Genomic DNA, 12,566 nt, shown 5'->3' with positions numbered 1-12,566 from the left:
GCGCGGCTTTTTGCTTTCCCTGGTCCCCGGTCCCGGGTCCCCGGTCCCGCTGTTACGGGCGACGCGCCAACGCCGCCTCGTCCTGCGCCTTCGGCAACAGGTCCTGCTTCGTCACGCCGAACCACAGCAGCAGCGGGCACGCGACGAAGATCGACGACAGCGTGCCGACGATGATGCCGATGATCTGCGACTCGGCCATGCCGCGCAGCGAACCGCCGCCGTAGATGTACAGCGCGAGCACCGTGAGGAAGGCGACGAACGAGGTGATCACCGTACGCGAGAGCGTCTGGTTGACCGACTTGTTCAGCACTTCGTACGGCGAGGCGCGCATGCCGCGGAAGTTCTCGCGCACGCGGTCGAACACCACGATCGTGTCGTTGATCGAGTAGCCCATCACCGACAGCACGCCGGCGAGCACCGTGAGGTCGAACTCGTGCCCGGTGATCGCGAACCAGCCCGCCACGACGACCACGTCGTGCAGCGTGGCGATGATCGCGGCCAGTGCGAACTTCCGCTGGAAGCGGAACGCGATGTAGAACAGGAAGCCGATCACGACGAACGCGAGCGCGTACGCACCGTTTCGGGCCAGCTCGCGGCCGATCTGCGGGCCGACGAATTCGCTGCGCAGGATGTGCGGGTTGGTCGCCCCCGCGGTGGTCAGCGCGCGCGTCACCGCTTCCTTGGCGTGCGTGGTGGCCTGCGTGCTCGACTCGCCTTCGCGCGGCTGCAGGCGGACCAGCAGTTCGTTGCCGGAGCCGTAGGTCTGCACCTGCGCGCTGTCGTAGCCCTGCTTGCCCAGGTCCTTGCGGATGTCGTCGATGTCGACCGGCTGGTCGGTGCGCACTTCCACCAGCGCACCGCCGGTGAAGTCGAGGGCGTAGTTGAAGCCCTTGAAGGCCATGGCGCCGATCGCACCGAACATCAGCAGCGCCGCGAGGGTGATGGACGCCCAGCGCAGCCGCATGAAATTGATGTTGGCGTCGTTCGGCAACAGCGTCAGCGGGAAAATCTTCATGTTCTGGTTCTTCCCGTCAGATCGCGATGGACTTGGGCTTGCGGCGGCCGCCGTACACCAGCGTCGCCATGGCGCGCGACACCGTCACGGCCGTGAACACCGAGGTCAGGATGCCGATGATCATGGTCAGCGCGAAGCCCTTCAGCGGGCCGGTGCCGAACAGCAGCAGCGCCAGGCCGGCGAGCAGCGCCGTCATGTTGGAGTCGAAGATCGTGCCGGAGGCGCGGTCGTAACCGGTGGCGATGGCGGCCTGTGGTGGCATGCCCGCCCGCAACTCCTCTCGGATACGTTCGTTGATCAGCACGTTCGCGTCGACCGACATGCCGACGGTCAATGCCAAACCTGCGAAGCCCGGCAGGCTCATCGTCGCGCCGATGAAGGGCAACGACATCACCGCGATCACCATCAGCAGGTTGAGCAGCAGCGAGAGGCAGGTGATCAGGCCGAACATGCGGTAGTACAGCAGGAAGAAGCCCAGCGCGAAGAGGAACGAGTACAGCACCGCGGTGGTGCCGCGCTTGACGTTCTCGGCGCCGAGGCTCGGGCCGACGACGCGTTCTTCGACGAAGCTCATGGGCGCGGCGAGCGCACCGGCCTTCAGCTGCTTGGCCAGGCTCTGCGCTTCTTCGCGCGACAGGCCGGTGGTCTGGAAGTCCTTGCCGAACACGCCCTGGATCGTCGAAGAGCTGATCACGCGCTCGTCGATGCGCGAGGAATGCACTTCCTTGCCGTCGACGATCTTCGTCTCCGGGATGCGCTCGACGTACACGATGCCGAGGCGGTTGCCGACGTTGTCGATCGTGTGGTCCAGCATGCGCTGGCCACCCGTGCTGTCGAGCGTGATGCTGACGTTGGGCACGCCGCGCTGCGCGTCGATGCCGGGCACCGCGTTGACCAGCTGGTCGCCGGACACGAGCAGGCGCTTGGAGAGCAGCAGCGGACGGTGGAACTGGTCGTAGTAGATGCGCGCGTCCGGCGGGACGCGGTTGTCGGCCAGCGCGGCGGCGGCCTGCGCTTCGTCGCCGACGACGGCGCGGAATTCCAGCGTGGCGGTCGCGCCGATCTGGCGCTTGGCTTCGGCGGTGTCCTGCAGGCCGGGCAGCTGGATCACGACGCGGTCGGTGCCCTGGCGCTGGATCACCGGCTCGGCGACGCCCAGGTTGTTGACGCGGTTGCGCAGCGTGGTGAGGTTCTGCTCGATCGCCTCGGTGGCGAGCTGGCGCAGGCCGGCGTCGGGCACGGTGATCGCCAGGCGCGTGGCTTCGCCGCCCACCTGGTAGGTCGGGAACATGCGGCGCAATTCGTTCTGCGCCTTGTCGTTGTCGGCGCCTTCCTTGAGCGTGATGCCGATGGTCGCCGGGCCGGTGCGGCTCACCGACGAATAGAGGATGCGCTTTTCGCGGAACGTGGCGCGGATGTCTTCCTGGAAGGCATCCATGCGCTTGTCGATCGCCGCCTTCTGGTCCACTTCCATCGCGAAGTGCACGCCGCCCTGCAGGTCGAGGCCGCGCGGCATGGGCTTGGCGCCGAACCAGTCGAGCCACTTCGGCGCGGTGGGCGCCAGGCTCAGCGCGACGACGTAGTCGCCGCCCAGCAGCGGGCGCAGCATGTCGGCCGCGCGCGTCTGCACGTTCGGGTCCGGCAGGCGCACCAGCAGGTTGTCCTTGCTCTCGATCGCCACCGAATCGGCGGTGATGTGGGCCTTCGTCAGCTCGGCCGCCACGCGGTCGCGCAGCGCCTTGTCGATCGCCACGCCCCCGGCGCGCGCCGCGGTGACCTGCACGGACGGGTCCAGCGGGTACGCGTTGGGCAACGCGTACAGGGTGCTGAGGATCAGCACCAGCAGGATGGCGAAATATTTCCAGCGCGGAAAGGTGAGCATCGAATTCCCCGCGGCGGCCGAGGCGGCCGCCGACTACAGCAAGTTGTTGACTACGTGTCGGTCTTTGGAACGTGTCCGGTGCTTACGCGGACTTGAGCGTGCCCTTGGGCAGGACGTTGGCGATGGCGCCGCGCTGCACGCGCAGCTGCACGCCGTTGGCCACTTCCACGGAAACGAAGTTGTCGCCCATCTCGGTGACGGTGCCGGCGATGCCGCCGCTGGTGATCACCTCGTCGCCGCGCTGCAGCTTGTCGAGCATCGCGCGATGGTCCTTCTGCCGCTTCATCTGCGGGCGGATCATGAGGAAGTACATCACCGCGATGAAGATGATCGGCAGGGCCAGCGTGGACAGCATGCTGGTGCCGGTGGCGGCGGGCGCGGCCGACTGGGCATGGGCGGAGGGGATCAGCAGGTCGAGCAGGTCCATGCGGTGCATCCGGTTGGGCGTGAAAAGGCGGGGGATTATGCCACGCGGGGGCGGCCCGGCCGGGGCCGGGGCCCGGGTTCAGGTGCGGGCGGCGTGGAAGGACTCGCGGAACGCCTGGAAGGTTCCCGCCTCGATGGCAGCGCGCATGTCGGCCATGAGTTTTTCGTAGTACCAGAGGTTGTGCAGCGTGCCGAGCATCGGCGCCAGCATCTCGTTGCAGCGGTCCAGGTGGCGCAGGTAGGCGCGCGTATAGCCGCCGGCGCAGGCCACGCAGCCGCAGCCCTCCTCGATCGGGCGCAGGTCCTTCTCGTACTTGGCGTTGCGGATGCGGACGGTGCCGGTGGCGGTGAAGTAATGGCCGTTGCGCGCGTTGCGGGTGGGCATCACGCAATCGAACATGTCCACGCCGCGGGCGACCGCCTCGACCAGGTCTTCCGGCCGGCCCACGCCCATCAGGTACCGCGGGCGGTCGTCGGGCAACTGCGGGCAGGTGTGGTCGAGCATCGCGTTGCGTTCGGCCTCGGGCTCGCCGACCGCCAGGCCGCCGATGGCGTAGCCGTCGAAGCCGAGCGCGCGCAGGCCCGCGGCGGACTGGTCGCGCAACGCGTGGTGCACCCCGCCCTGCACGATCCCGAACAGCGCCGCGTCGTTGCCTTCGTGCGCGCGCTTGCTGCGTTCGGCCCAGCGCAGGCTCAGTTCCATCGACTTGCGCGCCACGTCTTCCGTGGCCGGATACGGCGTGCATTCGTCGAAGATCATCACGATGTCCGAGTCGAGCACCTTCTGGATCCGCATGCTTTCCTCGGGACCGAGGAACACGGTGGAGCCATCGGTCGGCGCGGCGAAGGTGACGCCCTGCTCGGTGATCTTGCGGCGATGCGCGAGCGAGAAGACCTGGAAGCCGCCGGAGTCGGTGAGGATGGGCCCGCGCCAGCCGGTGAAGCCATGCAGGCCACCGTGCGCTTCGATGATCTCCAGGCCCGGGCGCAGGTAGAGGTGGAACGTGTTGCCGAGGATGATCTCCGCGCCCAGCGCGCGCACCTGGTCGGGCAGCACGCCTTTCACCGAGCCATACGTGCCCACCGGCATGAACGCCGGCGTTTCCACCGTGCCGCGCGGGAAATGCAGGCGGCCGCGGCGCGCGGCGCCATCCTGGCCGAGGAATTGAAACTGCATGCGGCTCACGCGCGCACCTCGTCCATCGACGGCCACAGCAGCATCGCGTCGCCGTAGGAGAAGAACCGATAGCGTTCGGCGATCGCGTGCGCGTAGGCCGCGCGGATGCGTTCGCGGCCTGCGAACGCGGACACCAGCATGAGCAAGGTGCTCTCCGGCAAATGGAAGTTGGTGAGCAGCGCATCCACGGAACGGATGCGGTAGCCCGGCAGGATGAAGATCGAGGTTTCGCCGGCGAAGGGTTGCAGTTCGCCATCGCGCAGCGCGGATTCGAGCGCGCGCACGACGGTGGTGCCGACCGCGATCACGCGACCGCCGCGCGCCCGCGTCGCGCGCACCTGTTCGACGAGGTGCGCACCCACGTTCAACCACTCGCTGTGCATCTTGTGTTCGGACAACTCGTCCACGCGCACGGGCTGGAACGTGCCGGCGCCGACGTGCAGCGTGACGTGGCCGAAGTCGATCCCGCGCGCGCGCAAGGCATCGAGCAGCGCTTCGTCGAAATGCAGGCCCGCGGTGGGCGCGGCGACCGCGCCGGTCTCGCGCGCGAACACGGTCTGGTAGCGCGCATCGTCGTCGGCGTCGGCCGTGCGCTGGATGTAGGGCGGCAACGGCAGGCGTCCCGCGTGCTGCAGCCATTCCTCGAGCGAACCGGGGACATGGAAGCGCAGCCGGTAGAACTCGCCTTCGCGGCCCAGGACTTCCACTTCGCCGCCGGCATCGAGCGCGATGCGCGCACCGGGCCGCGGCGACTTGCTGGCCTTGAGCTGCACGCGCGCTTCGGCATCGGGCAGCAGGCGTTCGATGAGGATCTCGACGCGACCGCCGCTCGACTTCTGCCCATGCAGGCGCGCGGGGATCACCCGCGTGTCGTTGAAGACCAGCAGGTCGCCTTCACGCAGCAGGTCCGGCAGGTCGCGCACGCCGCGGTCCTGCAACGGGGCCGGCAGCGGCGGGACGACCAGCAAGCGGCTGGCGGAGCGTTCGGGCAGCGGTGCCTGCGCGATCAGCTCGGGCGGCAGGTCGTAGTGGAAATCGGAGCGCTTCAAGGGGGTGGCCGCGGGGGCCCGGGTTTTCGAGGCCGCACAGTGTAGCCGCGCGTCGCTTTGTCGGTTCTTGCGGGGTTTTTGGGGGTTATATCGCCGGAATCGGGGTGGTAGAATCGCGCAAGTTTTTGAAATTGCTCGTTAAATCAACCCATTGTTGGTTCATCCCGGGATTTCCCACGCTGCGCGGCGCACACCGCGCAGTTTTCATTTCCAGCCTGTCCCAAGTGAGGCCGCCATGACCGCCACCGCCCTGCTCGCCCCCCTCGCCCCCCTTCGCGCCCATGCCGGTGCGCGACGCACGCAGGGCCTGGACGAAGCGACGCTGCAGCGCTTCGCGCCGACCCACCCGGACCTCGTGGACGCCATCGCCGCCGCCGCCGAGGAATACGCGCGCGTCCGTGCCGAGTTCCCCGAACTGCTGGACATGGACGAAGACGCGCAGCTGCGCACCGTGCAGGCCGGCTTCGTCAATTTCTATTCGATGGATGCGGTGAACCCGTACATCGCCCTCGCCGCGCGCGGCCCGTGGGTGGTCACGCTGAAGGGCGCCGTGCTGCACGACTCCGGCGGCTACGGGATGCTGGGCCTGGGCCACACGCCGAAGGCCGTGCTGGAAGCGATGGCGCGCCCGCAGGCGATGGCCAACATCATGACGCCCAACGTGGCGCAGCTGCGCTTCGACCGCGCCATGCGCAAGGAGATCGGCCATACGCGCGGTGGTTCGCCGTACACCAAGTTCCTGTGCCTCAACTCGGGGTCCGAATCCGTCTCGCTCGCCGCGCGCATCGCCGACGTCAACAGCAAGCTGATGACCGATCCGGGCGCCAAGTACGCCGGCCGCGCGATCAAGCGCGTCGTCGTCAAGGGCAGCTTCCACGGCCGCACCGAGCGCCCGGCGCTGTATTCGGATTCCTCGCGCAAGAACTACCTGCAGCACCTCGCCAGCTTCCGCGGCGAAGACTCCGTGCTCACGGTGGAGCCGTACGACATCGACGCGCTCAAGCAAGTGTTCGCCGATGCCGACGCCAACAACTGGTTCATCGAAGCGATGTTCCTGGAACCGGTGATGGGCGAAGGCGACCCGGGCCGCAGCGTGCCGCCGGCGTTCTACGCCGCCGCGCGCGAGCTCACCAAGTCGCATGGTTCGATGTTCCTCGTCGACTCCATCCAGGCCGGCCTGCGCGCCAACGGCGTGCTGTCGATCGTCGACTACCCGGGCTTCGAAGGCCTGGAAGCGCCGGACATGGAAACCTACTCGAAGGCGCTCAACGCCGCCCAGTACCCGCTGTCGGTCGTGGCCGTCACCGAGCGCGCGGAAAAGTTGTATCGCGCCGGCACCTACGGCAACACGATGACCAGCAACCCGCGCGCGCTCGAAGTCGCCGTGGCGGTGCTCCACGAGTTCACGCCCGCGCTGCGCACCAACATCCGCGAGCGCGGCAAGGAAGCGATCGCGAAGCTGGAAGCGCTGAAGGTCGAACTCGGTGGCCTGATCACCAAGGTCCAGGGCACGGGCCTGCTGTTCTCGTGCGAACTGGCGCCGCAGTTCAAGGGCTACGGCGTGGGTTCGACCGAAGAATGGTTGCGCGAGCGCGGCCTCGGCGTGATCCATGGTGGCCTGAACTCGCTGCGCTTCACGCCGCACTTCGGCGTGACGAGCGAAGAGATCGACCTGCTGATCGCGATGGTCAAGCGCGCGTTGCTGGAAGGGCCGAAGCAGCAGCAGCAAGCTGCGGCGTAACCCTTTACTGCATGGACATCCAGAGCGCGGCGATGGCCGCGCTCCCCAACGCCGTCAACGTCAGCACCATGCCGACCAGGCGGCCGAACGACGTGCCCTGGTAACGCGACAGGCCAAACGCGTGCAGCACGCGGCCCAGCAGCAACGTGCAGCCGCCGGCAAACAGCCATTGACGCGGGAACCCACTGAGTTCCAGCAACGCCATCAGCAGCAGCGTCAGCGGGACGTATTCGGTGAAGTTGCCATGCACGCGGACCCAGCGTGCCAGGTCGGTGTTGTCGCCGAGCCCGATGCCGACGCGGGAACGCACGCGCCAACGCACGACCTGCGCGGTGAGGCCGAGCAGCAGCAAGGCATGCAGGCCTGCGAACAGCAGCGTCGTTTTCGTCGCGATGACTGTCATGCGAATCATCGAGGGATTCGATTCCGGCGCAGCCAACGGCGCGGGATCGTTGATCGGATCGCCCGCGATCGGGAACCACGTGCCGCGCGACAACTCCACGCGGCCCTGCAACGGCGGTAGCGTCAGTTCGCGCCAGCCGATGCGCAGGTCGCCGACTTGCGGATCCAGCGGATTCTCCGCGCTGCCGAGGCCATCGCCTTCCGGCTGGAACGTGGCGGCGAGGTTGCCGGGCAACGCCGAGAAATTCGGGCGGAACGTGCGCCACTGGCCGAACTGTTCGATCACGCTGCGATCGAGCGGCTTGTCGTCGAGCGTCACGCGCTCGGCGAGCCAGCGGCGGCTGCGCAGCGGGAACTCGGGGTTGTCGTGGCCCGGCGCATAGCCCGTCGAGTCGATGGGGGCTTCGCTCCAGACGCGTTCGTAGCCCGCGCCCTTCGCGCGCCACTGGTACATCGACACGCGGCGTTCGAGGCCGAAGTGCCGCGCGGTGACGCCGAACTCGCGGTCGCGCGCGACGGCATCGGTGACGGGGTCGTTTTCCTGCGCGAATGCGAGGAGCGGGAGCAGCGCGACGAGGAGCGCGAAGAGCCACGTCCAGGTGCGACGCGACCGGGCTGCCCCCTCCCGGCCTCCCCCGCAGGGGGAGGAGATCGATGTTGGCGTCATGCCGCGAGCGCCCGCGCGTGCAGGGCTGCGACTTCGTGCGTGGTGCCGAACTTGCCGGCCGCGTCGCGCGTCACCTGCGCCAGCGCGCACGCCGGGTCGTGGGTGAAGAACAGATGGACGTTCCGCGCGAGCTTGTCCTCCAGGAACGCGCGCTTCTCGTCGATCAGCAATTCCGCGTTGCGGTCGTAGCCCATCGTGATCGGCACGTGCACCCACGGGCGACCGGGAATCAGGTCGGCGCAGAACACCACGCCGCCATGCGGTTCGCCGTTGACCATGTCGGGCCCGACGATCTCGCCGAGCATCAAGCCCGGCGTGTGCCCGTCGCTGTAATGGAATCGCACCGTCTTGCCGAGTGCTTTCGCGTACTCGCCTTCGACGATCTCCAGCCGACCGCTTGCTTCCAGCAGCCCCTGCAATTCCGGGATGAAGCTCGCGCGGTCGCGCGGATGCGGATCGCGCGCGCGGTCCCAGCAATCGCGGCTCACCAGGTACGTCGCGTTCGGGAACAACAGTTCCGGCGAACGGCCTTCCACCCACGGTGCAAGCAAGCCGCCCGCATGATCGAAGTGCAGGTGCGACAACACGACCACGTCGATGTCGTCATGTTCGAAGCCCGCCGCGCGCAGCGACTCGAGCAGCACGTGGCGGTCTTCCACCACGCCGTAGCGTTCGCGCAGTTTCGGTTCGAAGAACGCGCCGATGCCCGTTTCGAACAACACGGTCTTGCCGTTGAGCGGGCTGGCGAGCAGCGCGCGGCAGGCCAGCGCGATGCGGTTGGCGTCGTCGGGCGCGGACCAGCGCGACCAGAGCGCGCGCGGCGCATTGCCGAACATCGCGCCGCCGTCCAGTTTTTGCGAGTTGCCGAGGATCGACCAGAGTTTCATCGCCACGCGCCTTGCGGAGTGCGGCGATTCTAGCGCCGTGGGCGCGACGCGCTGCTAGCGAAGCGTTATTCGGCCGGATCGGCGGACAGGAAGAACACGAACGCGCCGGCCTGGGGCAAGGCCTTGGGGTTGGCGTGCGGCGCATCCACCCGGATCGGGCCGATGGTGCCGCTGGCGGAGAGCCGGCCTTCACCGGAGACGTCCGGTGCGCCGCCACCGCCGAAGATCATCCGGCCGCGCCAGCCCTTCACCACGATGCGCGCGCCGGGCTTGCCTGCCAGGCGCAGCGTGCCGTCGGCTTCCTTCGGGCGCGCGACGTTCATGCCGCCGGTGTCGTCCAGGCCGGGCTGCGCGAAGGCGAACAGCGGTTCGTCGTCGGCTTCCACGACGAAACGCCAGTCGGTGGTGCCGGGCGAACCGTCGTGCTCGACCGCGATGCGATCCACGCGCAACGTGAACTTGTCGATCGCCTTCGCCGGCGCGGGCTGGGCTTCGGTGGTTTTCGCGGGCGCGGCGGGCGCGACGGCTTGCGCCTGTTGCACGACGGGTTGCGGTGCGCGATCGCCGCGCACGTTCACGTACACCGCGGTGAGCGACGCGATCAACGCCGCGGCGCCCGTGAGGATCGCCGGCACCGTGTGCAGCGCAGGCTTGCGCTCGGGACGCTTCGACGGATCGTCGGTCACGGCTGCGCCCTCGCCTCGCCCTTGCCTTCGGGATGGCGCGGATCGCTTGCGCCGGACAGCGTGTTGGTCGCGCGGTTCCATTCCACCGTCTGCACGTTGCCCCAGATCGGTTCGGCGTCGTTGACGGTGTGGCCCATCTTCCTCAACGCCTCGACGACGTCGGGCTTCAGGGCGCCCTTCTCCGCCGAGATGACATCGGGATACCACTGGTGGTGATAGCGCGGCAAAGCGGCCACCTGCTGCGGCGTGAGGCCATCGTCGTACCCGAGGATCGCCAGCAGCACCTCGGTGATGATGCGGCTGCCGCCCGGCGCGCCGACGGCGATCACCTTGTCCTTCGATTGCAGGAACGTCGGCGTCATCGAGCTGAGCATGCGCTTGCCCGGCTTCGGCGCGTTCTTGTCGAAGCCCATCACGCCGAACGCATTCGGCGTGCCCGGGCGCAGCGCGAAATCATCCATCTCGTCGTTGAGCAGCACGCCCGTGCCCGGCACGACCATGCCCGAGCCGTACAGCAGATTGACGGTCTGCGTGGTGCTGACGCGGTTGCCGTCGCGGTCGATGATCGCGAAGTGCGTGGTCTCGTCGTCTTCCAGCGGCGCGGGCTTGGCGTCGAACAGGTCGCTCGGCGTCGCCTTCTCCGGATGGATGGACGCGCGCAGGCCCGCGGCGTAGTTCGGATCCATCAGGCGCGACAGCGGCACGGTGACGAAGTCCGGATCGCCCAGGTAGATCGTGCGATCGCGGAACGCGCGGCGCATCGCTTCCACGACGATGTGCGTGCGATGCGCGTCGTCGAGTTTGCGCAGGTCCCAGCCGGACACCATCTGCAGGATTTCCGCCAGCGCGATGCCGCCCGACGACGGCGGCGGCGCGGTGACGATGTCCCAGTCGCGGTACTTGAAGCGCAGCGGTTCGCGTTCGCGCACCTGGTAGGCGGCGAGTTCCTTCGCGGTCCAGTGGCCGCCTTCGGCCTTGACGCCCGCGACGAGCTTGTCCGCCGTTTCGCCGCGATAGAAGCCGTCGAAGCCCTTCTGCGCGAGCAGTTCGAGCGTGTGCGCGAGTTCGGGCTGCTTGAGGATTTCGCCGACTTCCGGCGGATCGCCGTCGGCCAGGTACACCGCGCGCGTACCGGCGTAGCGTTCCATCACGTCGCTGCGGCTGCGATAGCCGCGCGCGAGGCGGTCGTAGACGGGGAAGCCTTCGCGCGCGAGGCGGATCGCCGGGGCGAGCGTGGTGCGCAGCGGCAGCTTTCCGTACTTCGACGCGATGTGCACCAGCGCGGCCGGCAGGCCGGGGATGCCGGCGGACCACGGGCCGTTTTCGGCGCGGTCGCGGTCGAGCTCGCCCTTCGGATCAAGGAAGGCCTGCATCGTCGCGGATTCGGGCGCGGTCTCGCGTGCGTCGATGAAGACGTCGCGGTTGGTCTTCGCGTCGTGCAGCAGGAAGAAGCCGCCGCCGCCGATGCCGGAAGAAATCGGCTCGACGACCGACAAGGCGGCCGACGTGGCCACCGCGGCGTCGAACGCATTGCCGCCCTGGCGCAGCGCTTCGAACCCGGCTTCGGTGGCGAGCGCATGCCCGCTGGCGATCGCCGCGCCCGGCGGATGGGCTGCCTGCTTCGCCTCGGCGGCCGGTGCGGGAAGTGCGGTGAAGCCGACGCACAGCAGCAGGCCGGTCAAGGCGGAACGCAACATCATCGGGCGTCTTCCTGTTGGAGTCGCAGCAGCTTGGACAGCAACTGCTCGTTGGATTCGGGATGGGACGGATCGGGGTCGATGCATTCGACCGGGCAGACGACGACGCATTGCGGTTCGTCGTAATGGCCCACGCATTCGGTGCAGCGCATCGGATCGATCACGTAGATCGACTCGCCCTGCGTGATCGCCTTGTTCGGGCACACCGGCTCGCAGACGTCGCAGTTGACGCAGGTTTCGGTGATGCGGAGGGACATGATCGTTGGTGCTCTTTGCTCGTCATTCCCGCGAAGGCGGGAATCCAGAAGGTGGCGTCGCAACCGTCTGGATCCCCGCCTTCGCGGGGATGACGGATCGGCAAGGGCGTCGCCGCGATGCGGCGACGCGCCGATCCGTCACTTGGCTTCGACGAACACGTAGGTGACGCCGGCCGGTGCGACGGCGGCCTTGACGCGCTCGCTGTCGGCGGCCTGGCCGATGAAAAGGACCTTGACGCCCTTCATCGTGTTGGGCTCGATGCCGGTGAACGCGGCGGTGACCAGGTCGGCCATCTTGGCCGAGGCCGGCGACACGAAGGCGAGCATGTTGCCTTCGAGGATGCCGCGGGTGATGTCGGTCTTGACCTTGTCCAGCTGCGCGTCGTACTGGCCCTGGAAGTCGGCGGAGCTTTCTTCCGGCAGGAAGTACACGTACGGGCTGTTGGTGACGCCGTCCATGTTGCGCTTGACGACATCGCTGGCGTAGGCCTGCCAGGCGTTCTCGTTGCCGTCCTTCGGCGCGGTGACCGGCGCGGCGGCGGCAGCCTTCGGCGCTTCTTCCTTCTTGCAGGCCGCAAGGCCGAAGGCGAACAGCGCGAGCAGCGCGATGGTGGCGGTGCGGTGGAGCGTGGTGGTCAGGTTGCGCATCGGTGTGTCCCCCATAGGACGCAAGTAAGCGA

General features: G+C 68.1%; 12 protein-coding genes. 1 reads left to right on the top strand and 11 read right to left on the bottom strand.

Annotation, left to right across the window (positions count from 1 at the left end; all coding sequences use genetic code 11):
• Positions 1–52: 52 nt before the first annotated feature.
• From secF to queA, 5 genes are all read right to left on the bottom strand, one after another.
• The gene (secF, locus tag LYSHEL_RS10470; protein ID WP_213433985.1) at positions 53–1,015 is read right to left on the bottom strand and encodes a protein translocase subunit SecF; all 963 of its coding nucleotides are present in this window, start codon (positions 1,013–1,015) and stop codon (positions 53–55) included.
• Positions 1,016–1,031: 16 nt separating this feature from the next.
• A complete protein-coding gene (gene secD / locus LYSHEL_RS10465; RefSeq protein ID WP_213433984.1) occupies positions 1,032–2,897 on the bottom strand; it encodes a protein translocase subunit SecD in 1,866 nt (621 codons plus the stop codon).
• Positions 2,898–2,979: 82 nt separating this feature from the next.
• Positions 2,980–3,324 carry a preprotein translocase subunit YajC gene (gene yajC, locus LYSHEL_RS10460; protein WP_213433983.1) on the bottom strand — a complete coding sequence of 115 codons (345 nt, stop codon included), beginning with the start codon at positions 3,322–3,324 and terminating at the stop codon, positions 2,980–2,982.
• Between the two features lie 78 nt (positions 3,325–3,402).
• A complete protein-coding gene (tgt, locus tag LYSHEL_RS10455) occupies positions 3,403–4,509 on the bottom strand; it encodes a tRNA guanosine(34) transglycosylase Tgt (RefSeq protein ID WP_213433982.1) in 1,107 nt (368 codons plus the stop codon).
• The gene (gene queA, locus LYSHEL_RS10450; RefSeq protein ID WP_213433981.1) at positions 4,506–5,549 is read right to left on the bottom strand and encodes a tRNA preQ1(34) S-adenosylmethionine ribosyltransferase-isomerase QueA; all 1,044 of its coding nucleotides are present in this window, start codon (positions 5,547–5,549) and stop codon (positions 4,506–4,508) included. The genes tgt and queA overlap by 4 nt, the downstream gene beginning before the upstream one ends.
• Positions 5,550–5,784: 235 nt before the next feature.
• Between queA and LYSHEL_RS10445 the strand changes: the two genes are divergently transcribed.
• Positions 5,785–7,290 (top strand): aminotransferase class III-fold pyridoxal phosphate-dependent enzyme, encoded by a 1,506-nt coding sequence (locus LYSHEL_RS10445; RefSeq protein ID WP_213433980.1) that lies wholly within the window; start codon positions 5,785–5,787, stop codon positions 7,288–7,290.
• A gap of 4 nt (positions 7,291–7,294) precedes the next feature.
• Here the strand turns inward: LYSHEL_RS10445 and LYSHEL_RS10440 are convergent, their stop codons facing one another.
• The 6 genes from LYSHEL_RS10440 to LYSHEL_RS10415 form a co-directional block, all read right to left on the bottom strand.
• A complete protein-coding gene (locus tag LYSHEL_RS10440) occupies positions 7,295–8,359 on the bottom strand; it encodes a TMEM43 family protein (RefSeq protein ID WP_213498417.1) in 1,065 nt (354 codons plus the stop codon).
• Positions 8,356–9,246: an MBL fold metallo-hydrolase gene (locus tag LYSHEL_RS10435; protein ID WP_213433978.1), complete on the bottom strand. Its 891-nt coding sequence runs from the start codon at positions 9,244–9,246 to the stop codon at positions 8,356–8,358. Before LYSHEL_RS10435 ends, LYSHEL_RS10440 begins: the two co-directional genes overlap by 4 nt.
• 65 nt (positions 9,247–9,311) lie before the next feature.
• Entirely contained in the window at positions 9,312–9,932 is a 621-nt protein-coding gene (locus LYSHEL_RS10430; protein ID WP_213433977.1) for a hypothetical protein, read from the bottom strand.
• Entirely contained in the window at positions 9,929–11,632 is a 1,704-nt protein-coding gene (ggt, locus tag LYSHEL_RS10425; RefSeq protein WP_244858510.1) for a gamma-glutamyltransferase, read from the bottom strand. The genes LYSHEL_RS10430 and ggt overlap by 4 nt, the downstream gene beginning before the upstream one ends.
• Positions 11,629–11,886: a YfhL family 4Fe-4S dicluster ferredoxin gene (locus LYSHEL_RS10420; protein ID WP_213433976.1), complete on the bottom strand. Its 258-nt coding sequence runs from the start codon at positions 11,884–11,886 to the stop codon at positions 11,629–11,631. The genes ggt and LYSHEL_RS10420 overlap by 4 nt, the downstream gene beginning before the upstream one ends.
• 138 nt (positions 11,887–12,024) lie before the next feature.
• On the bottom strand, positions 12,025–12,534 hold the full coding sequence (locus LYSHEL_RS10415) for a hypothetical protein (RefSeq protein ID WP_213433975.1): 510 nt from the start codon (positions 12,532–12,534) through the stop codon (positions 12,025–12,027).
• Positions 12,535–12,566: the final 32 nt, after the last annotated feature.

Source organism: Lysobacter helvus (assembly GCF_018406645.1).
In the GTDB taxonomy this organism is placed as follows: domain Bacteria; phylum Pseudomonadota; class Gammaproteobacteria; order Xanthomonadales; family Xanthomonadaceae; genus Noviluteimonas; species Noviluteimonas caseinilytica.
This window is presented reverse-complemented; position numbering and strand designations above follow the sequence as displayed.